Source organism: Carboxylicivirga mesophila, assembly GCF_018271975.1.
GTDB lineage: Bacteria > Bacteroidota > Bacteroidia > Bacteroidales > Marinilabiliaceae > Carboxylicivirga > Carboxylicivirga mesophila.
Genome location: NZ_JAGUCN010000020.1, coordinates 83,387 through 108,573, shown reverse-complemented (window position 1 = coordinate 108,573; position 25,187 = coordinate 83,387). Strand labels below are relative to the sequence as shown.

The window sequence follows — 25,187 nt, the reverse complement described above, 5'->3', positions numbered from 1 at the left end:
CCTCTAATAAATGATATAGTCCCATTTATTTACGCGATTTAATTGCTTCAAAGCTTTTCATCATTTGCTCAACTTTCTCAGGATACTCTTCTGCCAAATCATTTTGTTGACTTGGATCGTCCTTAAGATTGTATAGTTGAGATTGCATTGAGAAACCAGTTTCCATATCCACACCCCAGCTTATTTTTTTCCCTCCTTTGTGCGGCGGAATCATTACCCAGTCGCCTTCGCGATAGGCTAATCGGCCTTGTAAGCCTTCTGTTACATAATGGTTGCGTCCATTTGTTGATTTGCCAATGAGTACATCGAATAAGGAATGGCTATCAGGCCGTTTGTTTTCTGATTGTAAAAGTTCTGCGAGGCTTCCATAAAGGTCAACCTGTGATATTAAAGCATCTGATACACCTGGCTTAATCTGCCCTTTCCATCGGGTAATGAATGGAATATGTGTGCCGGCATCATACAAGCTGTATTTGCCACCACGCAAGTTTCCCCATGGTGTATGATCTCCAAGTAGTTCTTTAGCCTCATCCTGATAGCCATCGTCTAAAACCGGTCCGTTGTCACTTGAGAATATCACCAATGTGTTTTCGGATAAACCTAATTCATCGAGCGTTTTAAGAAACTCACTCACACACCAGTCGGCTTCTAAAATTGCATCGCCGCGGGGTCCCAATCCAGATTTACCGACAAAGCGCTGATGTGGAACGCGAGGAACATGTGGTTGATGCAGGGCATAAAACAAGAAAAAGGGTTTGCTTTGATTTTGCTTAACGAAGTTCTTTGCTTTTTCCAAAAAGTTGTCAGCCATATTTTCGTCTACCCATAGGGCTGATTTTCCACCTTTCATATATCCAATGCGCGATATGCCATTGGTGATACTCATATCGTGGCCATGGCTTGGATGAATTTTTAATAGCTCAGGATTATCTTTTCCGGTTGGTTCGCCTTCGAAGTTTTCCCGGTAGTCTACCAGTATCGGATCGTTCTTATCCAGATTAACAACCTCACCGTCTTCCACAAAAACCGTTGGTACCCTGTCATTGGTAGCTGCCATGATGTATGAATAGTCAAAACCAACTTCATTAGCACCCAATGTGATAGGTGCGTTCCAGTTAATGTTGCCATCGCCAAGCCCCAGGTGCCATTTGCCTACCACTCCTGTAGTATATCCATTATTTTTTAGAAGTTTGGGTAAGGTGTTGGAGTTTGGATCTATCAATAAAGCAGCATTTCCGGCCAGAACAGCAGCTCGGTTATTTCGCCATGGGTATTCACCTGTTAATAAACTATATCTGCTGGGCGTACAGGTAGCCGCAGTTGCATATCCATTTGTGAATTTTAAGCCCTCGGCTGCCATTTGGTCAATACCTGGTGTATTAAGTGTGCCTTGTTGATAACAACTTACATCACCAATCCCTAAATCATCGGCATAAATGATTACTATGTTAGGGTTTTGCTTGGAAGGTGTTGAACATGAATTAAAGATGGCCATACAAATGATCCCACTTAATATTAAAATATATTTCATCATTATTTCCGGTTATTAGTTATATAAAAGTATAATGTACTTTTATTTTTTATCAAAAATACGTTTCTTCTCTTTAAAAACGAAATGAAAACAATGCTTCTTTCGTTATATTTTTATTTATTTCTCATTGTGTTTTAGTGAAATTATTCGAAAAATGTACTTCACAGCTAGTGTTCCGATGGTGTTATTGCCTTTTGTCAGAACTTAAAGATGTCTGATTCAACTCTACAAGTACTAAGGATAGTCTTTATCTCATTTATAATCTCAGGATGTTCGTTTGCTACGTTCTTTGTTTCTCCCGGATCAACCGATAAGTCATAAAGCTCAATTGGCGCCTGAGGGTTTTTAGAGATGCCATACTGAACGGCTTTCCAATTGCCCATTCTTAAAGCTTTACGGCCACCCCAAACATGAAATTCCCAATACAGGAATTCGTGTTGTTCCTGCACACCTTCACCGGTTAAGGTAGGCAGCATCGAAATGCCATCGATGCCTTCCGGAGCCTTTTGACCTGTGATATCGGCAAATGTTGGCATCATATCCCAAAAAGCAGAGATGTGATCGGAAGTTGTACCTTCAGCAATAACACCAGGCCAGCTGGCAATAAACGGCACACGGATGCCACCTTCGTATAAATCTCTTTTATAGCCTTTGAACGGGCCGTTGCTATTGAAATAGTTCGGCTGCGCGCCTCCTTCAATGTGTGGCCCATTGTCGGATGTGAAGATGATGAGCGTATTATCAGCCAAACCCAGTTCTTCTACTTTATGCACTATCTCACCTACCTGATCATCCAATAGCGTAATCATAGCTGCAAATGCAGCGTGTGATTCAGCCTGAGAGCCGTAAGGTCCTTTACGGAATCGAGGACCATCATCCACCCCTTTATAAGTGTGTTCAGGTTCAAATTGTCCACGGAAGCGTTCCATGTATTCTTCCGGCGCAAACAATTCGGCATGAGGAATAATTGATGGTACATACAAAAAGAATGGTGCATCCTTATGGTCATCAATGAATTGAAGAGTTTTTTCGTGGATCAGGTCAGGAGCATAAATACCTGTTTGCTGTCCGGCATTGGCTTCCAACACAAGGCTATCCTGATTGGAGCGTAAGAAATAAGGATAGTAATGGTGGCCCAGCATTTGGCAGTTGTAGCCAAAAAAGGTATCGAAGCCCTGGTTGTTGGCATCACCTTCTGAGCCTGGGTAACCCAATCCCCATTTACCGAATGCACCGGTGGCGTACCCCGCTTGCTTAAATAACTCCGCAATGGTAACTGCATCACCTTTTAATGGGTGCTGACCTTCGGGCTGGCGCTCTCTGTTACCTCGGATGTAAGTGTGCCCGGTGTGCTGGCCTGTCATTAAGGCACTGCGCGACGGCGCACAAACGGTGCTGCCAGAGTAATGCTGTGTGAAACGCATGCCGCGTTCAGCCAGCTTATCAATGTTTGGCGTTGCAAATTTGGTTTGTCCATAGCAGCTTAAATCACCATATCCCAAGTCATCGGCCAGGATATAAATAATGTTTGGCTGTTGAGTTTTTTTAGTCTTTTGAGCACAACTGGTCATCATAGCACCTATAGTTAGTAGTGCTATTGCTGTTTTAAAATAAGGATGTAGTTTCACTGTTTGTGTATTTAGTATTTTAGTCTATAAATTACTCTGTTCCTATATGATAATATATGTCATTTACTTGTTTATCTGTATGATAAAGAACATTCTATCTCTTCTTCAATGAATTAACGTAGCTTTGATCATAGCGCTGCCTTGAATGCTCTTTCCATTTAGGATCAGATACCCATATTGGTGCCTGTAGCTCCTTTTGCCAACGGTTAAAATCATCCAATAGCTCCTTAGTTTTAAGCGGATATTCCTCAGCTAAATCAGTTTGTTCAGAGATGTCGGTATCAAGGTTGTACAGGCAAGGAGCTTTATCATCAAACCATATAAGTTTCCAGTTTCCTTTTCGTATGGCTCCATGATGTTGTAAACGCCAGTATAAATCTGAATGCGGAATGTTATTACTTTTTTGTGTAATATATGGCAATAGGTTAACACCGTCATATTTTCTATCAGGTGGGCACTCGCCCCCTGCAGCGGCTATTGAAGTAGGTAAAATATCCAGCGTGATAACAGGTTGAATATACTTGGCACCTGCAGGAATCATCTCCGGCCACTGGGCCAGAAAAGGTACATGAATTCCCCCTTCGAGAAAGGTGCCTTTGGTTCCTGAGAATGGATCATTACAAGAAGCATTATAGGGCATGGCTCCTCCATTGTCATTGGTGAAGAAAACCAAGGTGTTATCGTCCAAATCCAGTTGTTTTAATTTAGTCATCACCTTTCCAACATTGTCGTCCAGTGATCGTGTCATAGCGGCGTTAACTGCCCGTTGCTCTGTTTCGAATAGGCTTTTAGCCTCTGCCAGGTAATCAGGGCGAGCGTGCATTGGCGTATGAGGTGCATTGAAGGATACATACAGGAAAAATGGATGCTCTTTGTTTTCAGCTATAAAACTGCATGCTTCGTCACCAAAGGCATCGGTCAAATAAGGTAAAGCTTTATAGTTGACTTGTTCAAAATTTCGAATGATTGAGCTTGCCTTACCTGCGTGATAAGCCGAGCTGCCACCAAGCATGCCAAAGAAGTAATCGAAACCACGATTACAAGGATGAAACTGTTGTTTTTCACCTAAATGCCATTTGCCTATCATGCCGGTACAATAGCCGCTTTGTTTCATTAAATCGGCAATGGTTAATTCTCCAACGGGCAGACCTAATAGCTCTTCATCAACTTTAGTATAGTTACCTCCCAGGTTGCATTCATGTCCAAAGCGCTGCTGATAACGTCCGGTCATTAAACCTGCTCTGGAAGGACTGCATACCGGTCCACTCACATACCCATTGGTAAATGTGATTCCATTTTTAGCGATGGCATCTATATTAGGAGTTTTGATAAGCTGATTCCCATTCATGCTAAAATCGGCATAACCTGCGTCATCAGAGAAAAGGATGATGACGTTAGGTTGTTGACTTTCACCTTCTTTTTGATGTCTGTCCCCACATGCTGCTATAAGTGTAGTAAGAGCAAGTGTAAGCAAGCTAAAGTATTTGATTCCAATAAGCTTCATGATGTTTTAATTTGGTATATATTCCGGATTTAATTCAGTTGGAACTGGTGCATTTGTGCTTTTTCGCCATTTTTCAAGCAGTTCCAGTAATTCATTTAGTTTTTCCGGATTAGTAGTAGCCAGATTATTTTGCTCACGCAAATCATCTTTCAGGTTATATAATTCAAAGTCGTTATTCTCAAAGTACTGAATGAGTTTCCAATCTCCATAACGAATAGCCGAACCCGGGCGAGTGCGAAATAAAGGATCGAAGGTAGTGGTGTCGTTTTTTGCATAAGCCTCAAGGTATATTGGAAAATGCCAATATAAAGGTCTATGAGGCATTTCTGATTGTTTTGTCAGCAATGGTAGTATGGATTGGCCATCCAGCACTTTATTGATAGGTTTGGAAATTCCTGCAACATCCAAAATGGTAGGGTAGAAATCCAGATTAGTTATTGGTGTTTCAGATTTTGTGCCTGCCGGAATTTTGCCTTCCCAATAGGCGAACATTGGTTCACGTATTCCTCCTTCGTAGTAAGCTCCTTTACCTGATCTCAAGGGCCATTGTTTAGTGACACCATAGTGTCCTCCATTATCAGATATAAACAGGATGAAGGTATTATCTAGTTGTCCGGATGTTTTTAACTGTTTAATCATTCGGCCAATCTGAGTATCCAGATTTTCAACCATAGTAGCATAGCTGGGATTATTTTGTCCGTTCCATTCAGGTTTATCTTCATATTTTCCTAGCAAAGGCTTATAGGGTTGTATTGGTGTATGGACCGCATAGGGTGAATAGTAAAGGAAAAACGGTTGGTCGTATACTGTGTTAAGAAATTCAAGCGTTTTATCCATTATCAGATTGGTAAGGTAATAATCATCGTCCGGAGCTGTTAATGAATTTACATTTCTGTATGGTGGATAATAGCTGCCGGGATTACCTGAATGATTTCCACCTATATTGATGTCAAAACCTTTGGTAGTGGGATCGTCATTTAAATGCCATTTGCCTGAGTGGCAAGTAATATACCCGGCTTTTTTCAGAACCTCAGGGATGAGAATATTATCCTCAGGTATAGACTCCTTGTTTTTGGTTGGAATTAGTTTACGAGTAGCGCTTTTTCCTCTTTCAGACGAGCCTACAGTATAAATCCCATGGCGTTGAGGCCATTGGCCACTCATCATATTGGCTCGGCTGGGGGCACAGTTCGATGCCGAAGCATAGGCATTAGTGAAGATCATACCGTTTTTAGCCAGTGCGTCCAGGTTAGGTGTTTCATAATACTGAGAACCCATAAAGCTAACATCGCACCAACCCATGTCATCAATATTGATAAGTATAATGTTTGGACTTTTCTTTGAACGTTCTAAAGAGTAGCTATTAACGCAGCCAAAGAATGTATTCATTAGTGCAATTAAGACAATTATGAGGATTATTTGCTTTTTCATTTTGGCTGATTTTATATTACATTTCTCAGATTTATAGATTTAACCTAAATCTTTAGGTCTCTACTGGTGAATAATTGTTAGCGATAATAATTTATTAAAATTAAAGGTCAGCCTGTATTAAAAAACAGGCTGACTTATTTAAATGTGATGCATTTATGAACTTTTCATCAGGTTTCTTATTCTGCTCTTTTCCAACCTGGATTTTGAACCAGTTTTTCGTTCAATGCCAATTCTTCCAATGGAATTGGATATAGGTAGTAGTGTTCCGGGAATCCTGGAGGCACGCCCCATGGAGAAACAAAACCAACAGAAGCGCCACCCTGAATAGGTAGTTTGTTACCGAAGTTGGCATTATTGACATACCTGCCTAATTTTTCAAGTGCTCCATACTCATGGGCTTTTCTCCATCTTCTGATATCATCGAAACGGAAACCTTCACCCATTAACTCAACTGCACGTTCTCTCCTGATTTCCCATAGTACACGATCCACATCAGCGTCACGCGTTGGGTCATCAACGAAATTAGCAATATCTAAAACTGCTACATTTCCACGAGCACGTAATTTATTAATCGTTAAATTGGCAGCATCCTGATCAAATTCACCTAACTCAAACAGAGCTTCAGCCAGGTTAACCAATACCTCACCCATGCGGAATACCGGAAAATCGGTGTATTCTTTGTTTTGTATGCCGGTATGAAATTCATTGTAATACTTATGAAATCGGTAGCCAGTATAGCTCACCATAAAGCCTTGGCCCTTATTGCTTTTACGATAATGTGGCTCTTGCTTTAAGATAATCCCCTGCCAGTTGCTTAAAGGCAATGGCTTATGATTGGCATCCGATAAAGTGCTCATTAAATCAATATACTCACGGTGTTTTGGATCCGGATCGTATTCCCAGGTCTTTTGACCAGTTGGCACGACCTGATATGGTGGAGGAGTCATATAATACAATCGCTCATCGCGGTTTCTGAATTCAGCGTACGGATCCTCTGGTGCATTTACATCGCCTTCAAACATGCCACTGGTCCATATGGTTTCACCATCCTTGCATAAAAATTTGTCAATACCGCGTTTGGTAATATCCCAGTTTCCTGCCGAGTTACGATGGCGTGAGGTGTGAATATGCATCATTACATCAAATTCATAGGCCTTATATAGTAGAATGCCATCTGTTCCATTCAAATTAGTACTATTAAACACCTGATCGTAATTGCCATGCAAATCAGGAAATGACTGGGCAAGTGCCATGCCAGCATCTGCACTGGCACGCAGGTATTTAGTTTCATCACCCAGTGAGTGGTATTTGCGCCAAGTACCTTCAAACAGCCCAAAACGTGAGATTAATGCTTGTACAACACTCTGGTCAACTACATTAGCTCCTTCAGCTCGGATATTAGCTTCTGCATATTCCAAATCCGCTAACATCTTAGCAGCAATTTCATCACGTGATGTTTTTGGTCCATACAATACATCCAAATCTGTTTCATTAACTAATTCATCCAAATAAATGAACTCACCATATTTAATCAACAATTGAAAATGCTCATAGGCTCTGAAAAAGTATCCGACACTGCGCCAGTGCTTCTGTCCTTCTTCATCCAACTGACTGCCTTCGATATTACTCAACATCAGGTTAATTCGACGAATTCTCTCGTAAGGCTCTGTCCAACTATCAGCATTGTTCGGCTCAACTACATTTTGCCAGAGCCAATCACGACCGATACTGCCAGAGCCTTGACACATCAAATCACCATTCCACTCATTATTGGTTGGGGTAAGATCAAAACCAGGGAAAGTATTGTAAAATCCCCAGCAATAGGTTTCAAAATTAGCATCCGTAGTAAAAGTAGTTGGCTCTGAAAGCTGATCTAGTGGGGCTTTATCTAAAAATGCATCGCTACACCCTACTAAAAGCAGGATCATGCAAACCGATAATACGCTATATGTTTTTTTCATTTCTGTAGCTTTTATTAAGTTAAAAAGTAACATTTAAACCAACGTTAAAGCTTCTTATCAATGGATAGTAAAAACCTTGGTCTTTTGATTGCAGCTCGGTATCAATACCATCAGGCATATCATCAAAACTGTGAAGATTCTCTCCGGATACGTAAATTCTGAATTTTTCAATGTTTACTTTGCTCAATAGTGATTGTGGCAATGTATATCCGAGTGTAATATTTTTGATACGCAGGAATGAGCCATCAATCAGATACTTGGTTTGTGTTAAACGGCTGTTTCCGTAGTTAACACCGCCCAGGTCATAGTTTCTTGGAAAATAAGCATCGGTATTTTCAGGTGTCCAATAATCCATCTGACCTTTATGCATGGTATTAAATTCTCCGGTATAAGGGAATCGAATGTTGTTATTGATATACAAATCCCGTTTTCCAACTCCGTTCAGAAGGAATGAGAAATCAAAGTTTTTGTAGGATGCATTACCAAAAATACCATACTGGTAACGACGCTTATTATTACCAATAATTTTTCGGTCTCCTGGATCACTTAGTGTGCTGCTTCCCGGACTGATTTCTCCATCGCCATTCAGGTCTTTGTACATCATGTCACCCGGATTTGGATTACGACCAATAAATGCAGGAACACCTTCATTTAAGGTTCCTCCTGTTAAATTATCATTTAAGCTTCCTTCAACAAAATCGTCAACCGTATAAAAGCGATCACTTTCATAGCCCCAAATTTCACCTAAAATTTGTCCTTCGTAATAGGTGCTGATTAGCCCGGCAGGATTATCAAACCTTGTGATCTCAGCTTTATTGTCAAATAGTGTGAAACCTACGTTATACTTGAATTCATTGATGCGATCATTCCAAGACATCTCTAGTTCCCAACCGCGTGACTCCAAATCTGCTGCATTGGCAGGTGGAGCAACTGTACCAAGCACATCTGGCACCTTAACGGCAGCCGTAATCATGCCTAATGTTTTTCTGTTAAAAACATCGAAAGAAGTGCTCAATCTGTTGTTAAGCAATTTTACATCTAATCCAAAGTTAAGGGTTTGAACCGTTTCCCAGGTAAAAGTCTGACTTACTAAACTTGGTGGGTTAACGGTATTGTATCTTAAGCCCGAATCAGGATTGATCCAATTGGCATTTGTGATAGGCATACCTGGTATGGATAAGTAATTACCATTAACCTCCTGATTACCTATTTCTCCCCATGAAGCCCTCAGCTTCAGATGCGAAATGGTTTCGAAGTTTGACATAAAGTTTTCCCTTGCCATATTCCAGCCCACTGAAAAAGATGGAAAGAAACCATACTTCTCACGTGCTGCAAATTTCGAGGAGCCATCGTAGCGTCCGTTGGCCTCAACAAAGTATTTCTCTTTATAGTTGTAATTGATACGTCCAAAGTAACCCAATACAGCCCATTCGCCAAAGCTGTCGTCGGCAGTAATCGTTCCTGTAGCTGTTGATAAGGCTGGTAAGTCTGCATTTAAAAGCTCTGCTTTTCTGGCCCAAAAGTTTTCAGAATGAAATTCTTCTTTGTTGATACCAGCTAAGGCGTTAAAATGATGATTGCCAATTTGCTTCTTATATTTAGCATAGAAGTTACTTGCGTTATAAGTCCTTTGTGTATTCGATTTGCGATAAAAAGTACTCTCAGAATTTCCTTCTTTTAAGGTATAGCGGTTAGCATCCACAAAGTCCAACTGCTCATCCATACTGTAGTTATTCTGATTCTTTGATTCATAGGTGTATTCTCCTGTCAAAATCAAATCTTTGAATGGCTCATATTCTAATTTACCTAATAAACGCATATTACCTTGTGTCTCTTCATTTGGCTGCTGCAACTTTGCCAGATTGGAAGGAGCATCATAAGGCACTGCAGTTCCATCCTCAAAAATGTGGTTTCCTGATGCCGGTGTCCATGGTTTGGCTGTAACTGCATTGTAATAGCTTGTCCTCGGAGTCAGTTTTGAGCTGTTACGATAGGCAATATTAACAGATGCCTTTAAATTGTCGGTTAAGTCAGTGCTTAAATAGGTGGCAAAATTATACTTGGTATAGCGATCGTTTTCAGATACCATGATACCGTTTTCATCACTGTAACCCAGTGATACGCGGTATTGAGATCTTTTTCCTCCTCCACTAAAATTGAAGTTGTGAATCTGAGAGAATGATCCCTGGCCAATTAACTCATCGATAGTTCCTGTATTGGTCAAGGGATATCTTACGCCATACTCATCAGTGGCATAGCCTTCAGGATAAAGTCCTTTATCATTCTTATATTCTTCCAGAAAGTTAACCCAGGTTGGGATGTCCTGGTTGGTCCAGTACGAAGTTACTCCCCAGTCATTCATTGCGTTAACGAAGTTGTAGGTCGATTCCTTTTCAGCAATATCAGTTGCCGTACCAAAACTGAAAGTGTTTGAATAGTTAAACTTTACCGGTTGGTCCTTTCCTCCTTTTTTGGTGGTAATCAAGATAACTCCAAAGGCAGCCCTGGCACCATAAATGGATGAAGCAGCAGCATCCTTAAGTACGGTAATTGACTCTACATCCTGAGGATTGACATCTTCAGATGATACCGGTACGTTATCCATTAAAATCAATGCACTACCTCCATTGATGGACGTGGTTCCCCTGATGTTGATACTTGTAGTAGCACCTGGTTCTCCGGATGGAACTGTAATTTGCATGCCTGGTACTGTACCTTGAATGGCTTGCATGGTATTGGTCACTGGCCTGTTGCCAAGTACATCCTCCATCGCAACAGTTGTTGTTGCGCCTGTTACATTGGACTTTTTCTGGGTTCCGAAACCTACCACAACCACTTCATCTAGGCCGGTTGTTTCTTCCATAAGAGTGATATCAATAGAAGTACGACCGGCTATTTTGATTTCCTGCTTTTCAAACCCGATGAATGTGAATAGGATGGTTGCATCTTGGTTATCGGTGGTTATAGAGTAGGAGCCGTCAATGCCTGTTATTGAACCATTTGTGGTGCCTTTTTCAAGTACTGTTACTCCAGGCAGTGGATCGCCTGCAGCATCCCTAACAACACCTGTAACAGTTGTCTTTGTTTGTTGTTGGGCTCCATTGGGTAGATAATGAGCGGGTTCCGTTAGGATAATGCTCTGATCGATAATTTTATAATCGACATTGTTGCTATCCAGAATTTTGGATAGTACATCCTCAATTGTTGCGTTTTCCACTTCCACAGATACATGTTCTGACAAATCAATTCTTTCGTTGTGGTAGAAAAATTTATAATCAGATTCTTTTTCAATCGTTTCAAGTGCTTTTTCGAGGGATACATTTTTCAAATGGATGGTTACCCTGCTTTTCTGTGAGTAGGCAGAAGAAAAAGCGTTAATGGTAAAAACCAGTAGGAGTAATACTGTCAGCTTCATGACTAGTAATGATTTAAACAGGACATACCTGTCCGGTGAATTTTTTTTCATACTTTTGAAATATTAAAGTGTTTGGTGCCAGTAGCAGGCTATAACATTTTATTGAACATGTTGGAGCATGTTCGTCAATGAGGGAATGTTGGAGCATTCCCTTTTTTGTTTTCAATTTCTTGGTTTATCTCATATGTTGTTTTTTATAGTGTTAAAATTTAGTTTCTATAAATTGTTATTTGTTCATCCTTTATGTCATAGTCTATTTTAAATGGAGAGGTCATAACCAATCTTTGCAGCACGATATCGATGTATTCGTTTTTAGCGAACTGCCCTGTATATTTCTCTTTGGCTAGCTGTTGATCTTCTATTATCACTTTCATTCCGTACATACGTTCAATGTGTTTGGCAATTTCATTGAGTGGTTGATTTTTAAACTTGTACATGTTTTTCAACCAGTTGATTTCTTGCGCTGCAGATGGGACTGTTACAATTTCAGTACTATTGTCTCTTGCAACACGAATCATTTCATTAGGTTTAAGAATATATTCTGTCCCTGTATTTAATTGAATGCCTACTTTACCTTTAACTAACGTTGTTTCTGTAAAGTTGTCCTCATTATATCCATTCACATTGAATTCAGTACCATATACCTTTATATTGATATTATTTATTTCAACATAGAATGGAAGGTCTGGATTATGTGCTACTTTGAAATATGCTTCCCCACTAAGTCTTACTCTTCTTTCATTATTCTTACCCATTGAGAGGCTAGTAAGTCTTGAACCACTATTAAGAGTTACCTGGCTTCCGTCATTAAGGGTAATTGTACCTGTTTGACCTAATGGTATATCAGCAATAAAAGATTGATCTTGGGTATTATTGGAATTGTAATCAAAAATTAACCAAGTGCTCATAATGGCGATCAGTATTACGGCTGCATATTTACCGGCTTGTATAAGATGCCGTTTAAATATAGATTGGTTTTTATCTGATTGCTGCTGATCAATCCATAAACTGTATTTTGCCCATGCTTCATTAACATTAAAGCGCTTCTTTTCCTCTTCTGCATCAAGTGAATGCCAGATTTCCCGTATTTCGTCGAAGATTACCTGGTTTGTTTCATTCTCCTCCAGCCATTCGTTTATATTTGAAAGGGTTAGACTGTCTCTATTGCCATTCAAGTAACGGGCTATATGATTGATTTTATCTTCTTCGGACATTATATTGTATTTTAACTCTAAGACACGAGAGAAACAATTTACCGCCACATGAAAACTAAATTATTTTAATATTCTACCTCAAAAATTAGTGTTGAGGGGCGTAATTGGTAATAATTCAACGAGATGCGATTGATTATTAATTTCAATGCTTGAGGTGATGTTTTGTATTTGTTATTGAAGTGTATAAATGATTGTGATAATATCCGAACCGATTTTGATAGGAGTGGAGGGATTAGATGTAAGGTGTTTTAAACAGGGAATTTACTAGTTATGAGATTTAAGATGCGTTTGTTAGAAAGAATTTTGCTAGTAAGCATCCGTTATGTATTGAAACTTTATAAGAATCCAACGACTAGGTGCAGGTATTCTTTTAGGTCTTCTCTTAATTTCTTCAGGGCACGCGACATTTGAGTTTCAATGGTATTGACAGAAAGGTCCAGCGCTTCGGCAATCTCCTTGTATTTCATTCCTTTGAAACGGCTCATCTCAAATATAATGCGGCATTGTTCAGGTAGCTGCTCCAAGGCTTCTGTAATCTTCTGTTCTACTTCTTTTCCGATAAGCGTTTCGTATACTGTTTCATTGTATTCAAAGGCATGTAGATGAACTTGATCTTCCTGATTAGTTAGAGTCGCCTGCTTTTTGAAATCTCGCAAGTGGTTTAAGCAGAGATTTCTGACTGATTGATAAAGGTAGGCTCTTAATGAAGTATGTATTTGCAGTATTTGCCGCTTTTTATAGAAATTGAGAAAGAAACCAGAAACAATATCTTCAGCCCCTGAATCATCTGAAGTGTATTTTGCCGCATACAAGCATAACGACGAATAGTATTGTTTGAACACAAATTCAAAAGCGTCTTTATTTCCTTTTTTTAACTCCTTTATCAGGAAGTTATCCCCCCTATCCATGCGAGCAATATTATTTAGGGTAAATGTTTATCAGTGCATTTTCGGGATAAAAGTAAAAAAAAAGAAAGAGGAAAGAACTAATAAGTTGTTTTATTGGGTTGTGATTGGCTTTGAATAGAAGGTGGGAATTATTGTTGTAACAGTCTTTGGTTGTGTTGCTATTAGTTGTTATTGTTGATTCTAATAACAATTTATTTGCAAGGTGTTTTGCTAAAAAAAAGCGAGCCTTCTGACTCGCTTTCCTAAAAGATTATTTTTTGGTTTGATCAAGAACGGAGGTGGCCGTTGCAATGATACTTGATATATCGGACATATTGGATGGAATAATCATGGTGTTATTGGTTTTAGCCAATTTGCCAAATTCTCCCAGGTATTGTTCAGCCACCCGCAGGTTCACAGCATCAATACCACCTTTTTCATTGATTGAAGTGGCAATCTCGCGTATTCCTTTTGCGGTTGCTGTGGCTACAAATTCAATTTCGGCGGCCTTACCTTCAGCTTCATTGATACGTTTCTGTTTTTCCCCTTCTGAGCGGGCAATCAATTCCTGCTTATCACCTTCGGCTACATTAATCTTAGCTTGCTTCTGACCTTCCGATTCGGCAATCATTGCGCGTTTTTCACGTTCGGCACGCATCTGTTTTTCCATTGCATCCTTAATACTCTGAGGCGGAGTGATGTTTTTTACTTCATAACGGGTGATCTTCACTCCCCAAGGATCGCTGGCTTTGTCAACAGCATCAACAATACTGGTGTTAATCGTTTCACGTTCTTCAAATGTTTTATCTAAGTCAAGGCGACCAATCACACTACGCATGGTTGTTTGAGCAATCTGTATCGCCGCAAATCCATAGTTGTCAATTCCATAAGAAGCTTTTTGAGGGTCAATTACCTGCAGGTATAACACGCCATCTACTTCCACTGCAATGTTGTCTTTTGTGATACACGACTGTGAAGCCACATCAATAGCTGCCTCTTTTAGTGTGTGTTTGTATGAAACCTTATCAATGATTGGCATCAGGAAATGGAATCCTGCAGTTAATGTGCCATTGTATTTACCCAGTCGTTCAACAATATATGCAGAGCGTTGCGGTACAATTTTAATGCAAGAGAGTAGAATAAAGAATACAATAACACCGATAACAATAAATACTATACTTTGTGCATCCATAAGTAAAATAAAATAAGAGGTTAAATAAATTTTAGGCAGGTTCTACTTCCAAAAGTAAGCCTACTTTTCTGATGATTCTGACTTTCGTTCCCGGATTTATTTCAGTTCCAGCTGAAGCAGTCCAGCTTGTTCCTTTAAATTCAACTTTACCATCTGCATCGGGCCTGATATCGACGATGCATTCGCCTACACCACCAATAAACTCTTCATCAGGATCAACAACCGGATCGGGCATTTTATAAAGTTTCTTAAGTAAAAATGAGCGGAGTAAGATTAGCGATAACACTGAAGTGCTACTGAAAATCAGAAACTGCATGGCCAATGATGGCTCAAAGAGATACACACACAAGGCAGTTACCCAAGCTCCAATTCCGAAAAATAAAATAAATACACCTGGAATAACAAATTCGAGTAGTAGTAGGGCAGCACCTGCAATGAACCAGATAACTGCTTCGTTGGATAAGATTTCCATATGTTTTGTTGTGTTTGGTTTTGTAATTTAAATATAAACATAACTATTAGTTCAACCAACATAATTACATGGAAATATAATATAATCTGAGAGGTTAGTAATTAACCTCTCAGATTATTAATGATTTATGAGTTCTTCATGATATTGCGTGCTTGATGAAATACTGCCAGACCACCCGTGGAGGTTTCTTTGTAGATGTTTGGCAAATCGTGACCGGTTTGTTTCATAGCTTTTACCACTTCGTCAAATGTTATCCGGTGTCTGCCATCGGATAATAGCACATAGGTGTTGTGATTTAATGCTCTCGCAGCTGCAAAGGCATTTCGCTCGATGCATGGAATTTGAACCAGGCCTGCAATAGGGTCGCAGGTGAGCCCTAGGTGGTGCTCCAGTCCCATTTCTGCCGAATATTCAATCTGATAGATAGTTCCTCCAAAAAGTTGCGTGGCAGCAGCCGAAGCCATGGCACATGCTGTACCAACTTCACCCTGACATCCAACTTCAGCACCCGAAATTGAAGCATTATATTTAACTAAATTTCCTATTAGTCCTGCTGTAGCAAGTGCACGGAGAATCTTCTTATCGGAAGCACTATAATAGGTTTCTACGAACTTTAGTACGGCTGGTAAAACCCCACTGGCGCCGCAGGTAGGTGCTGTCACAATATTACCACCTGATGCATTTTGCTCAGAAACGGCCAGTGCAAAAGCAAAAATCATTGATCGACGCTCCATTTTACCACTAAAGTTTTTGGCCTTGATATAGTATGAGGCTGCTTTTCGGGGTAACTTTAATGAGCCGGGAAGAACTCCCTCTTCGTCAAGCCCTTTATCAATGGCAGTTTTCATTACTTTCCATACTTTTGTAAGGTACTTCCAAATGGTAGGCCCTTCTACTTCTTCAACATATTCCCAAAGCTGTTTGCCATTTTCTTCGCACCATTTGAGAATGTCTTCAAGGGTAGTGAGTTCGTATATCGATTTTGTTTCCTCTTTGGTAAAATCATCAACAACTGTGCCTCCTCCAACGCTGTACGCCGTCCACCTGTCAATTTCCTCATCATTACTATTGTAGGCATAAAAAGTTAAGGCATTGGAGTGGCGTGGTAAAAACTCTTCAGGCTTCCATTCCACACTTAAAGGGTAGTTCTTCTTTTCAAATACTTGCTCAATGGCGTAATCGGTAAGGTGACCTTTACCTGTAGCAGCCAGGCTTCCATAGAGAGTAACTTTATACCGGGCGGCATCAGGCCGACGTTTAATAAACATCTCAGCTGCCTTTTTAGGTCCCATTGTATGACTGCTGGAAGGGCCGCTGCCAATTTTATATATTTCTTTGATTGACTCCATCATAATCCTGCTTTTTTAAGTGTTACAAAGGTAGTGAAGTGCATGATTGCTTTTCTTGTTATTGCATTCAATAAATGGTGATTTTTGTCAATTATTTTATTGGCCTTTCATCTTGAAATACAGAATTCTATCGCTTATTTTTATAGTAACCAATCCTCCATGCTATGAAATATCCGATATCCAACCATTCAATCTACCATCTGGCCAATCAGTTTGACAATACTAATCTTAAACAATTGCATTCTGAATATTGGTCGCATTATTTAACTTCCGGCAGTCATCTTTGGATGGATACTGGTGATATAGATAGTGCACGAGAGCTGTGGACTTCTGAATATTCGGCACTTACCACCAATAATACCTTGCTTAACCTGGAAGTTCAGAAGGGTGTTTATGATGAGGCGTTTGTGCACTTGTCGAAAGAACTGAAAATGGACGAGCACGAGGTAATTGTGAAAGAGATTGCTTTTTGTATCAATGCCATTCACGGATTGCGCCTGGCTCACATATTTAACTGTAAAGTGAGTGTTGAATTGCATACTGATTATGCCGATGATATTTTGCAGACAGTGGAGGTTGGAAGGCGTTTACATGCTATAGCTCCACAATCTTTTATAATAAAGGTGCCATTTACGGCTGCAGGACTTATAGCGGCCAGGAAACTTCATCAGACAGGCATCCCGGTGAATATGACTTTAGGTTTTAGCGTGCGTCAAAATGTGATAGCCAGTTTGGTGGCTAAGCCTGTTTATTGTAATGTTTTTGTTGGAAGGCTGGGCGCTTATTTTGTGAATAATAATCTGAGCGATGGTGTTGGAATTGGCGAAAAGGTGACCATTGAAACCCAAAAATGTATGCGTAAGATTAATGAGAGAGGATTGGCTAATACCAAACTTATTGGTGCCAGCATACGATCAGCATCCCAGCTGCTAAGTTTGGCGGGTACTGATGTGCTGACTATACCTGTGAAAGTAATTGCTGATGCTCAAAAAAATGGCAATGTACCAACCGGCTCACATATTAATGGTGCTGCGTTTAATATACCTGTTGAATTGATTAGGCAGTTTAATCTAAAGCACCTCTGGCAGGCCAGAGAGCAGGAGAAAGAAGTAGCCATGCGTTTAGCTCACAAAACACCCGATACAACAGATGCCTTGATAGAGCTTTTTAACGATTATGGTTGTCACGATATCTTTCCTGATTTTGACAATAATGAAATTCAGCATTTAAAAAATGACGGTAAGATACCTGTTCACAACAAATGGGCCGGTAAAATCGAAAATTATCAGGTGGGGATTGATACCTTAATGAATAAGGCAGGCTTGCTATCGTTTATGAACGACCAGCAACAGCTGGATTCTAAGATAAGTAGTGTGTTGTAAGAAAAAGCCTCGGATTTCTCAGGTCCGAGGCTTAAGAACTCTATTCTTCTTCTGTTTCAGTATCTGATACGGGGCTTTCATCTCTTTCTGCTACCTCAGCCAATGGTTTCAGGTTGGCAGGGATGTCATTATTCACCTCATCACCTTTAAAGTATGGGAAGAAGTCCAGGATAGGACTTTCTGAAATAGCATTAATGTCAAAGTCAACGGTCATACCGCCCATGCCCTGATGAATTTTATCATAGGCATCTTTTACATTACTTGCTAATACCAGAATTTGATTACTTACCTTTTTTTCTTTGCCTGATTTTTCGTCAACTGAAGCAAAAGAAACCTTGCTCTTATACCAGATGTCCCCGTCTTCATTTTCAAATATCTCGGTGTAGTTGGCCTTTCTGATATTGGTAACAACAAATTCGCCTCGAATCATTGATTCCATTTCTTTATATATTCTAGACTCAGCTTCGGTAAATGAAACAGCATCAATTAAGTATGTTTCGCTTACTTTCTTTTCTTTGCCCGATTGTTCGTCAATTTTCTCGTATTTGACTTTACATTCAAATAAGTTCTGCATGATACTATACTTTTATCGGGCAAAGATAAGATAGATTGCTATTTGCCAAAGCAATATCTGATAAAAGGGAATTGTTGAAGTCGTATCAGCTGTTAAAGTGACTTATTAACAGTGAGATTGAACTTAAAAAACTTCAGCAAAGGTAATGTAAACACCATTTTCGCCTTTGGCCCATCCATAGTCTACACGAATATTCATTCGTGGTTGCAATTCGGCCCTGAGGCCTAAACCGGCATTGGGTAGCCAGTCTTTAAGTTTATTGACAGACGGGGCTACCGAACCTGCACCTACCCACGCAACGTAACCAAAACGGCTGTTATAATTACCTTTTTTATTTAGTTTTTTTCGCTTAAACATATGCCTGTACTCAAGGGTTGAAAAAACCATGTTATCATCACGGAATCGTCCCATTGTATAGCCTCTCATATTGTCCAGGCCACCCAACATCGATTTGTCTGTCCAGGGCGTATTGCCGCTAAAAGTAAAACGTCCTTTAACCTGCCATGCAAGTGTTCTTCGTTCGCGCTGAATAGCCCGGTACTGCCGATAGTCGAGGTCAATAATATTATAGTTGGTATTGCCTCCCAAGAATTTGGCATATGTTGTAAATATCCCACTAATAAAAACGCCATTATAGGCATTTTGGACAAAGTCACGAGTATCGTAACTAACCTCCAGACCAACACCAGTGTTAAAAATGTCAGTCCCGTCATGTAACACATCTTCATCCTGTAGCATTAGTTGATTCAGGTCCATTGCCCTGGTGCGATTAATGTCTACCACCAATCCTACAAATATTTTCTCATGAGTTCTGACTAGGAAGCGCTGATAAAAGCGCCAATAGTTGCGTGAATAAGCTGTTGTGGTATCTGTTTTAGGCACCGAATTAGCCTTATCATATCCAACGCCCCAATAGTTATCTGGCATATCACGCAGTTGAAACTCGCCTATTGACCGTAATTTATCGCCTTTCCAGTAAATCACATTTATGGCACGCACCGAAAACGAACCATTGGAACTGTAGCCAACCGAAAACGGAATGGATGAGAGGTTTAAGATTTTGTCTTTATGAGTTTTGAAAGTGATAAGTCCGCCCCCTGACAATAAAAATTGAGTTTCTGGAGTATAGCTGGGCGCTATGTATGGCATTAGTTTGAAAGAACTTCTTTCTATCTCGGCAAATCGTAATGAATCAAGATTATTAAGGATTTTATTGCCTAAAGAATCAACCTGAGCTGTGCTCGTTAAAACCGTAAATAGGAATAAGATGGGGGTTAGAATGTGCTTTCTCACAATAATAATTTCACTAGCGTTACAATTAACAAAGTTAAGGAGAAAAAAGTGAAAAAATATATAATTATTAAATAGCAGGTAATCAGTTGATAAGCCTTGTTTTTAGTGGATAATTGAATTTTTTTCAAAAAAATTCAAAAAAAAGATACGTCCATATTGTCTTTGGATTGTCTAATGAATGTAAACAAAAAAGAATTTGATATGAATGCTAAAGCGATAAGGCGTAATTTGTACAAAGTTTTAAGAAAAACTGGTGTGCCGAAGAACCGAATCAGTGAAGAAGCCTCGCTACGTGAAGAACTTTTTGTTGATGATTTAGATATGAATTGTTTCTTATTTTATTTAGAAACACGATTTGATGTGGCTATTCAAAATGACGAGATACCGCAACTGACTTCTGTAAAATCGACTATTGATTACCTTCAGAAACATTGCGCATAAAATTTTTCAATGACCAATCCCATGAGGTTGTTTCCAAACAAGACTATAAAACCACTCATTTTATCGTCCCATCAACTTATTTGGAAACAACCTTTGTTTGTTTAAATACTTTCTCCAGCTCCTCGTCGGGACGTATTATATTATAGTCTTTCCAGAATTCCTCATCGGTTTCTTTAATCTGATCGGCCAGAACATACTTTGATTTGTATAGTTCTGAAGGCCTAAGTTTGTACTTTTCGTTGATGGTACAATCACTAATCAGTAGTTCGGTGGTTGCTGTAAATACAGAGTTGACTTTCTGATTCTTATCGTTGATTCGAATAACAATTTCACCTTTAATACGGTTAAGTATCCATTTGTTTTCCCAATAGCGATAATCAATATAGTATGTGGCAGCCAATGGCTTTACTTTAATCTTTCTTGATGCTTTTCTGATTAATGTTTTACCGCTCGTCTTCAGGGCTTTATTGGTTAGTTTAAATTCACTTCTGACAAGTGCAAAGCTTTCGGAATGAATAAAAAGTGTGCCGTTATAAAGCAAATCGCCATCGTCATTTATTGGTCTGAATTTGATTTTGTAAACAATCTCATCATTTAAAATGGCAATGCCATCGTAGGTGTATTTATATAGTTGCTTATCTTCCAGATAAAAATCCTGATAGCGGGCTATGTCAATACGTGAGAATTGAAATGGCCCACCTTCTAACTTAAAATCAATAAAATCCATCGAGCGCAGGTCGTTCTTTTTACGACCTTTGATAAATTTTACACGTTCCAGGTTAGACGGATTATAGTAGTTGGGCTTTATTATTTCAATAATTGCTTCGGATACCTGGACGTATGATTCATCTTGTTTTATTGACTCCCTGAAAAAGCCTTCAAGAACCGTTTGGGCATCAAAATAATTGTTGCGATGATGTGTTCTAAGTTGCTCTACAATTGTTTGTGGATCTTTATATGTCACTTCTATTTCATCGAGTCTCACCGACGTTGGTGTCAGGCGGATATCAATGATAGAGTCCTCCTTTGGTATGGCTAAGAAAGTTGTGTTGTAGCCTAAGAAAGAAAACGCCAGTTGTTGTCCTGCATAGCTATGTGGCAATTTAAATTCGAATTGCCCAATGGAATTAGTAATGGAGCCCAATGGTTTATCAATGACAGAGATGTTAACCAATGGAAGTGCATTACCATCTGACTGGTCCAGAACGGTTCCGGTAAGTACAATATGTTGGGGTTTTTGAGGTGCAGGGAGCTGTTTGCTAATTATTATCTGACCATTGAGATAGGTAATGTCAACCTGGCAATTCCTCAAAACTTCCTGAACTATTTGAAGGGCATGTTTATTCTGAAAATTCACGTTAACAGCACTATCTGATGGAATCGCGCTAACATCGTATGCGATATCGATGGCCGTTTGATTGGTTAGCGAATCAAACAAGGCCTCTATGGTGATGCCTTGTTGATTAATTGATGTAATCTGTGCATGCGTTTCAGGCAATAAGCAAATGAAAAAAAGGATAAGCCAAAATTTACTTAGAAGGTGCCTGTTCATTTTAATGGAGCAGTTATGGTTTAGATTTAGATGATTATTCCATTACAATGTATCATTTTCTTTTCAAATCCTTTGCAGATATTATTTGTTTTAAACCTTAAATATTGGCTTAATGCCTGTTTTCAATAAAATATGCTTCGCCCTGTTTAGAGTATTGTAAGTTAAATGATGTACAAACAGACTCCAGTACATGTTCGAGAGAATATTTGCTGAAGGTTGCATTCAAAACTTTGTTTTCAGTGAAAATACTGTCGCCAACAATTATTGATATATGATAGCTGTCTTCAATTGTTTGAATAACCTCAGATAGGCTGGTATTGTTGAATTCCAGTTCCTTCGTTTTCCAGGCTTTGTAATTGTTAGTAAATACTTTGTGTCTTTCTAAAGTATTTGAGTTTACTGAGTAGTTAACAGCATCTCCAGCTTCAAGTATAACATTTTCGCTATTAAGTTTTGAGTCGACTTTTACTTTGCCACTTGTTACAATAACCTCAGTATTTGTTGCACCTTCATAGGCTTTCACATTGAAAGATGTGCCAAGTACACTGATATTGATCTGTTCGGTTTCTATGATGAATGGCATGGCTTCGTTTCTGACAACATCAAAAAATGCTTCACCATTCAATTGTATCTTTCGTGTATTGCCCTTAAATTTTCTTGGGAAAGTAATTGTACTTCCATGGTTAAGGTCAACTGTGGTACCATCAGGCAAAACCACCTTTTCAATACTATGTGTTGTACTAATAACAGAGGTCTGTTGTTTTGATATGATTCCTACAAACAGGCTGGAAACAAGTATAATTACCAGCGTTGCCGCAATGGCCATGTAGCGTTTAAATAAAATACCTTTTTTATTGGAGTTGATTTGCGTTTTAACGTTACTCCAGGCTTTATCAGTGTTAATATCTTTAAGGGCTTGAGCGTAGTGTGCATCGCCCCATAGCTTTTTCACCTGTTTTTCAATATCCTGATTGTTGGCAAGCTCATTATGAAGTTGTTCATGCTCCTGGGCACTCAGCTCTCCCGACACATCTTTAGCCAACAGGCTCCAGCGAATATTTTCGTTTTCTTTGTTCATCATTCACACAATTAAAGCATTAGCAATAATAGTAAGGTTGCCAACATTTGCTTTTTAAGAGGTTGCAACTGTTCCCTCAGGTATTTGAGTGCTTTTCCCATTTGCACTTCAACTGTTTTTGGCGATATATTTAGTTTCTCGGCAATTTCTTTGTACTTAAGTCCATCCATCCGGCTCATTCTGAATATGCGCCTTCGTTGTTCGGGCAATTCGTCAATAACACTATTAATTTTATTCAGGTACACATTTTCATTAAACGACATCCAAACAGGCTCAGGCTTTTCGCTTTGATTTTTCTCGTATTGATAAACGACCTGACGGTGTTTAAGCTCATTGGTACATTTGTTTCGAACGGCTACCACCAAAAAGCCTTTCAGTGATTTGATATCTGTTTCCCTTCTTTTTTCCCACATTTTTACAAATACACCTTGCACAATACTCTCAGATAGATCTTTATCTCCAAGGTATTTTTGGGCAAGTAGCACCAAGTGCGGGTAGTAGTTCTTAAAAACCAGCTCAAAAGCACGTTCGTCACCTGCTTTAATTTTTTCCAAAAGCACACGATCCTGGATATTTGGGTCTAACTGTACAGTCATTTACAACTAGTTTATTAAAGGACATGCCAAATAGGTTTTTCCCTTATCCAATTTACATATTTTTTTAGTACCAGTCCTTTTTTAATTGCTAACCAATGGTTTTAGGTAGAAAGTATTTACTCCTCCCATGTAAATGTGGTCACCAAAGCTGCATGGTCAGAAGGGAACGTTTGAGGATGTTCATCAATTAAATAGCTATCAACAGGCTTAAGTTGCTGGCCTTTGTAGTAAATGAAGTTGGTTCTGTTTTTCATGATGCTATCGAAGCGAGGCGAAATGGTATAACCAAAGTGCTTGGTTTCATCAGGGTGCTTCCTTCTGTAGGTGTCAATTAATCCGTTCTTCTCAAAATTTAGAGTTGTTGGATATGCAATTGTCAAACCATAGTTATGGCGGGCGTTTTTGGCTGTCCAGTCAAGGTGGGAGCCTGAATTAAAATCGCCTGCAATTATTATTGGTTTTTTATTGGCATTGGTAATTTGATAATTGAGCTCGCTTAAGATAAACTGAGATTCCTTACCTCTTGTTGCCGATTCCCATTGCAGGATCGAGTCTGTATCTGCAACGCCTGATTGAATATATGCAGACAAATTAGGTGTTGCGTTCAGGTTTATCGGGCAGATGAATAATGATTTTTCGTTAGGTAATGAAAGTTCAATACATCCCACAGTTTCGGGTTGAAATACATTGTGCGCATTTATAATTGGAAACCGACTAAGTACAGTTAAATTGTTGCTTCGTTGGTACAGTTTGTAATTTAATGCATCGGCAATAAACGGTGCTGCTTGTCCAGATTTTTGCAATACGACAATATCAACGTCGGCCTGTTCAATAATTTCGGTAATGCGCTTAACGCCAACAAATCGGCCATCGTGAACAGCCCCATCCCAAATATTCCAGGTCATTACTTTAAACTGTTCCTTTGTGTTGTCTGTTTGCAACTTTTGCCTGGCCTTTTGACGGTACAGCAGTTGTATCTCTTTATCGGGGATTACTCTCGACCAAATAAGCAAATCATCAATTTCGCCATTGAATAGATCCATGTTGTGCTGATTACTATCGGCAATGCCTAAATGAATCAGGCTGCTATTGAGTGATAATTTGTTGTTTTGGAGTGAGATGACAGCAACGTTATTGCCGTCGTAAAACAAGCGGGCTTCTTGCAATTCTTTGTCATAGGAGAAAGCTAACAAATGCCATTTACCATCGTTAATGGTTTGTTTGGCTGTTGGTTGGTAGTACCAGTCATCCCAGCCGTCTGACAGATGCCATTCCCAGGCGCCATTGGCGGGTGTGTTGATTTTCCAGCCTTGCACACAGGTTGAATCCTGATAAGTATGTGATAAGATAGTATAGTTTTGAGGATCGGATGGGAACTTCTTGACCCAAAAGGCCACCGTGAAACCTTTATAGTCGCTCAATGAAAAGTTATCTTTCAGTTTAATAGCAAGTGGCTGGCGTGTTGAGGCATTGAGCGATAAATCGAGGCTGGTGTCTTTTTTTGAATAGGCAAAAGATGCTGCTTGGGGTCCGTAAATGGCTGTTTTTACCATTCCCGAGTTCTTTAACGTATTGTTAAAGTGATAAGCAATTATTGGTTTGCTAACAGGTTCTACATCCTGGCAAGCCATCAGAGCGATTAGCAGAAGCCCGGAAACTATCCATTTACAATATTGTATCATGCATC

General features: G+C 39.4%; 19 protein-coding genes. 2 read left to right on the top strand and 17 right to left on the bottom strand.

Annotated features, from left to right (window positions below):
- Positions 1-25: 25 nt before the first annotated feature.
- The 11 genes from KEM09_RS16360 to KEM09_RS16310 all read right to left on the bottom strand — a co-directional run bounded on the left by KEM09_RS16360 (position 26) and on the right by KEM09_RS16310 (position 16,587).
- Positions 26-1,534, bottom strand: coding sequence for a sulfatase family protein (locus KEM09_RS16360; protein ID WP_212229902.1), 1,509 nt, complete (start codon positions 1,532-1,534; stop codon positions 26-28).
- Positions 1,535-1,728: 194 nt separating this feature from the next.
- Positions 1,729-3,105: an arylsulfatase gene (locus KEM09_RS16355; protein ID WP_212229901.1), complete on the bottom strand. Its 1,377-nt coding sequence runs from the start codon at positions 3,103-3,105 to the stop codon at positions 1,729-1,731.
- A gap of 148 nt (positions 3,106-3,253) precedes the next feature.
- Entirely contained in the window at positions 3,254-4,663 is a 1,410-nt protein-coding gene (locus KEM09_RS16350) for a sulfatase (protein ID WP_212229900.1), read from the bottom strand.
- 6 nt (positions 4,664-4,669) lie between these two features.
- Positions 4,670-6,094 carry a sulfatase gene (locus KEM09_RS16345; RefSeq protein ID WP_212229898.1) on the bottom strand — a complete coding sequence of 475 codons (1,425 nt, stop codon included), beginning with the start codon at positions 6,092-6,094 and terminating at the stop codon, positions 4,670-4,672.
- A 176-nt stretch (positions 6,095-6,270) separates the two neighbouring features.
- Positions 6,271-8,055 carry a RagB/SusD family nutrient uptake outer membrane protein gene (locus KEM09_RS16340; protein ID WP_212229897.1) on the bottom strand — a complete coding sequence of 595 codons (1,785 nt, stop codon included), beginning with the start codon at positions 8,053-8,055 and terminating at the stop codon, positions 6,271-6,273.
- A 19-nt stretch (positions 8,056-8,074) separates the two neighbouring features.
- Positions 8,075-11,521 carry a TonB-dependent receptor gene (locus tag KEM09_RS16335; protein ID WP_212229896.1) on the bottom strand — a complete coding sequence of 1,149 codons (3,447 nt, stop codon included), beginning with the start codon at positions 11,519-11,521 and terminating at the stop codon, positions 8,075-8,077.
- Positions 11,522-11,679: 158 nt separating this feature from the next.
- Positions 11,680-12,684: a FecR family protein gene (locus tag KEM09_RS16330; protein ID WP_212229895.1), complete on the bottom strand. Its 1,005-nt coding sequence runs from the start codon at positions 12,682-12,684 to the stop codon at positions 11,680-11,682.
- A 335-nt stretch (positions 12,685-13,019) separates the two neighbouring features.
- Positions 13,020-13,592, bottom strand: a complete 573-nt coding sequence (locus tag KEM09_RS16325; RefSeq protein ID WP_212229894.1) for an RNA polymerase sigma-70 factor — start codon at positions 13,590-13,592, stop codon at positions 13,020-13,022.
- Between the two features lie 250 nt (positions 13,593-13,842).
- Positions 13,843-14,763, bottom strand: a complete 921-nt coding sequence (locus KEM09_RS16320; RefSeq protein WP_212229893.1) for an SPFH domain-containing protein — start codon at positions 14,761-14,763, stop codon at positions 13,843-13,845.
- Between the two features lie 31 nt (positions 14,764-14,794).
- Positions 14,795-15,235 (bottom strand): NfeD family protein, encoded by a 441-nt coding sequence (locus tag KEM09_RS16315; protein ID WP_212229892.1) that lies wholly within the window; start codon positions 15,233-15,235, stop codon positions 14,795-14,797.
- Between the two features lie 125 nt (positions 15,236-15,360).
- Complete coding sequence (locus KEM09_RS16310; protein ID WP_212229891.1) at positions 15,361-16,587, bottom strand: L-serine ammonia-lyase; 1,227 nt, start codon at positions 16,585-16,587, stop codon at positions 15,361-15,363.
- Positions 16,588-16,748: 161 nt separating this feature from the next.
- Between KEM09_RS16310 and KEM09_RS16305 the strand changes: the two genes are divergently transcribed.
- Positions 16,749-17,966: a transaldolase family protein gene (locus KEM09_RS16305; RefSeq protein WP_212229889.1), complete on the top strand. Its 1,218-nt coding sequence runs from the start codon at positions 16,749-16,751 to the stop codon at positions 17,964-17,966.
- A gap of 40 nt (positions 17,967-18,006) precedes the next feature.
- On the opposite strand, the gene KEM09_RS16300 is transcribed toward KEM09_RS16305, so the two are convergent.
- Together KEM09_RS16300 and KEM09_RS16295 are read right to left on the bottom strand one after the other, a co-directional pair.
- Positions 18,007-18,540, bottom strand: coding sequence for a DUF4494 domain-containing protein (locus KEM09_RS16300; protein WP_244825061.1), 534 nt, complete (start codon positions 18,538-18,540; stop codon positions 18,007-18,009).
- Between the two features lie 123 nt (positions 18,541-18,663).
- The gene (locus KEM09_RS16295; RefSeq protein ID WP_212229887.1) at positions 18,664-19,833 is read right to left on the bottom strand and encodes a BamA/TamA family outer membrane protein; all 1,170 of its coding nucleotides are present in this window, start codon (positions 19,831-19,833) and stop codon (positions 18,664-18,666) included.
- A 201-nt stretch (positions 19,834-20,034) separates the two neighbouring features.
- Here KEM09_RS16295 and KEM09_RS16290 point away from each other — a divergent pair, with 201 nt between their 5' ends.
- Positions 20,035-20,274 carry an acyl carrier protein gene (locus KEM09_RS16290; protein WP_212189955.1) on the top strand — a complete coding sequence of 80 codons (240 nt, stop codon included), beginning with the start codon at positions 20,035-20,037 and terminating at the stop codon, positions 20,272-20,274.
- A 76-nt stretch (positions 20,275-20,350) separates the two neighbouring features.
- Here KEM09_RS16290 and KEM09_RS16285 read toward each other — a convergent pair whose 3' ends face one another.
- From KEM09_RS16285 to KEM09_RS16270, 4 genes are all read right to left on the bottom strand, one after another.
- Entirely contained in the window at positions 20,351-21,826 is a 1,476-nt protein-coding gene (locus KEM09_RS16285; protein WP_212229885.1) for a carboxypeptidase-like regulatory domain-containing protein, read from the bottom strand.
- A 109-nt stretch (positions 21,827-21,935) separates the two neighbouring features.
- Positions 21,936-22,907: a FecR family protein gene (locus tag KEM09_RS16280; protein WP_212229883.1), complete on the bottom strand. Its 972-nt coding sequence runs from the start codon at positions 22,905-22,907 to the stop codon at positions 21,936-21,938.
- 8 nt (positions 22,908-22,915) lie between these two features.
- Positions 22,916-23,500: an RNA polymerase sigma-70 factor gene (locus KEM09_RS16275; RefSeq protein WP_212229882.1), complete on the bottom strand. Its 585-nt coding sequence runs from the start codon at positions 23,498-23,500 to the stop codon at positions 22,916-22,918.
- 116 nt (positions 23,501-23,616) lie between these two features.
- Positions 23,617-25,182 (bottom strand): LamG-like jellyroll fold domain-containing protein, encoded by a 1,566-nt coding sequence (locus KEM09_RS16270; protein WP_212229881.1) that lies wholly within the window; start codon positions 25,180-25,182, stop codon positions 23,617-23,619.
- Positions 25,183-25,187: the final 5 nt, after the last annotated feature.

Bases quoted from the DNA above. Each gene is read 5' to 3' on its own strand.
- KEM09_RS16360 (WP_212229902.1), bottom strand. From the start codon at position 1,534: ATGATGAAATATATTTTAATATTAAGTGGGATCATTTGTATGGCCATC.
- KEM09_RS16355 (WP_212229901.1), bottom strand. From the start codon at position 3,105: ATGATGACCAGTTGTGCTCAAAAGACTAAAAAAACTCAACAGCCAAAC.
- KEM09_RS16350 (WP_212229900.1), bottom strand. From the start codon at position 4,663: ATGAAGCTTATTGGAATCAAATACTTTAGCTTGCTTACACTTGCTCTT.
- KEM09_RS16345 (WP_212229898.1), bottom strand. From the start codon at position 6,094: ATGAAAAAGCAAATAATCCTCATAATTGTCTTAATTGCACTAATGAAT.
- KEM09_RS16340 (WP_212229897.1), bottom strand. From the start codon at position 8,055: ATGAAAAAAACATATAGCGTATTATCGGTTTGCATGATCCTGCTTTTA.
- KEM09_RS16335 (WP_212229896.1), bottom strand. From the start codon at position 11,521: ATGAAAAAAAATTCACCGGACAGGTATGTCCTGTTTAAATCATTACTA.
- KEM09_RS16330 (WP_212229895.1), bottom strand. From the start codon at position 12,684: ATGTCCGAAGAAGATAAAATCAATCATATAGCCCGTTACTTGAATGGC.
- KEM09_RS16325 (WP_212229894.1), bottom strand. From the start codon at position 13,592: ATGGATAGGGGGGATAACTTCCTGATAAAGGAGTTAAAAAAAGGAAAT.
- KEM09_RS16320 (WP_212229893.1), bottom strand. From the start codon at position 14,763: ATGGATGCACAAAGTATAGTATTTATTGTTATCGGTGTTATTGTATTC.
- KEM09_RS16315 (WP_212229892.1), bottom strand. From the start codon at position 15,235: ATGGAAATCTTATCCAACGAAGCAGTTATCTGGTTCATTGCAGGTGCT.
- KEM09_RS16310 (WP_212229891.1), bottom strand. From the start codon at position 16,587: ATGATGGAGTCAATCAAAGAAATATATAAAATTGGCAGCGGCCCTTCC.
- KEM09_RS16305 (WP_212229889.1), top strand. From the start codon at position 16,749: ATGAAATATCCGATATCCAACCATTCAATCTACCATCTGGCCAATCAG.
- KEM09_RS16300 (WP_244825061.1), bottom strand. From the start codon at position 18,540: ATGCAGAACTTATTTGAATGTAAAGTCAAATACGAGAAAATTGACGAA.
- KEM09_RS16290 (WP_212189955.1), top strand. From the start codon at position 20,035: ATGAATGCTAAAGCGATAAGGCGTAATTTGTACAAAGTTTTAAGAAAA.
- KEM09_RS16285 (WP_212229885.1), bottom strand. From the start codon at position 21,826: ATGAACAGGCACCTTCTAAGTAAATTTTGGCTTATCCTTTTTTTCATT.
- KEM09_RS16280 (WP_212229883.1), bottom strand. From the start codon at position 22,907: ATGATGAACAAAGAAAACGAAAATATTCGCTGGAGCCTGTTGGCTAAA.
- KEM09_RS16275 (WP_212229882.1), bottom strand. From the start codon at position 23,500: ATGACTGTACAGTTAGACCCAAATATCCAGGATCGTGTGCTTTTGGAA.
- KEM09_RS16270 (WP_212229881.1), bottom strand. From the start codon at position 25,182: ATGATACAATATTGTAAATGGATAGTTTCCGGGCTTCTGCTAATCGCT.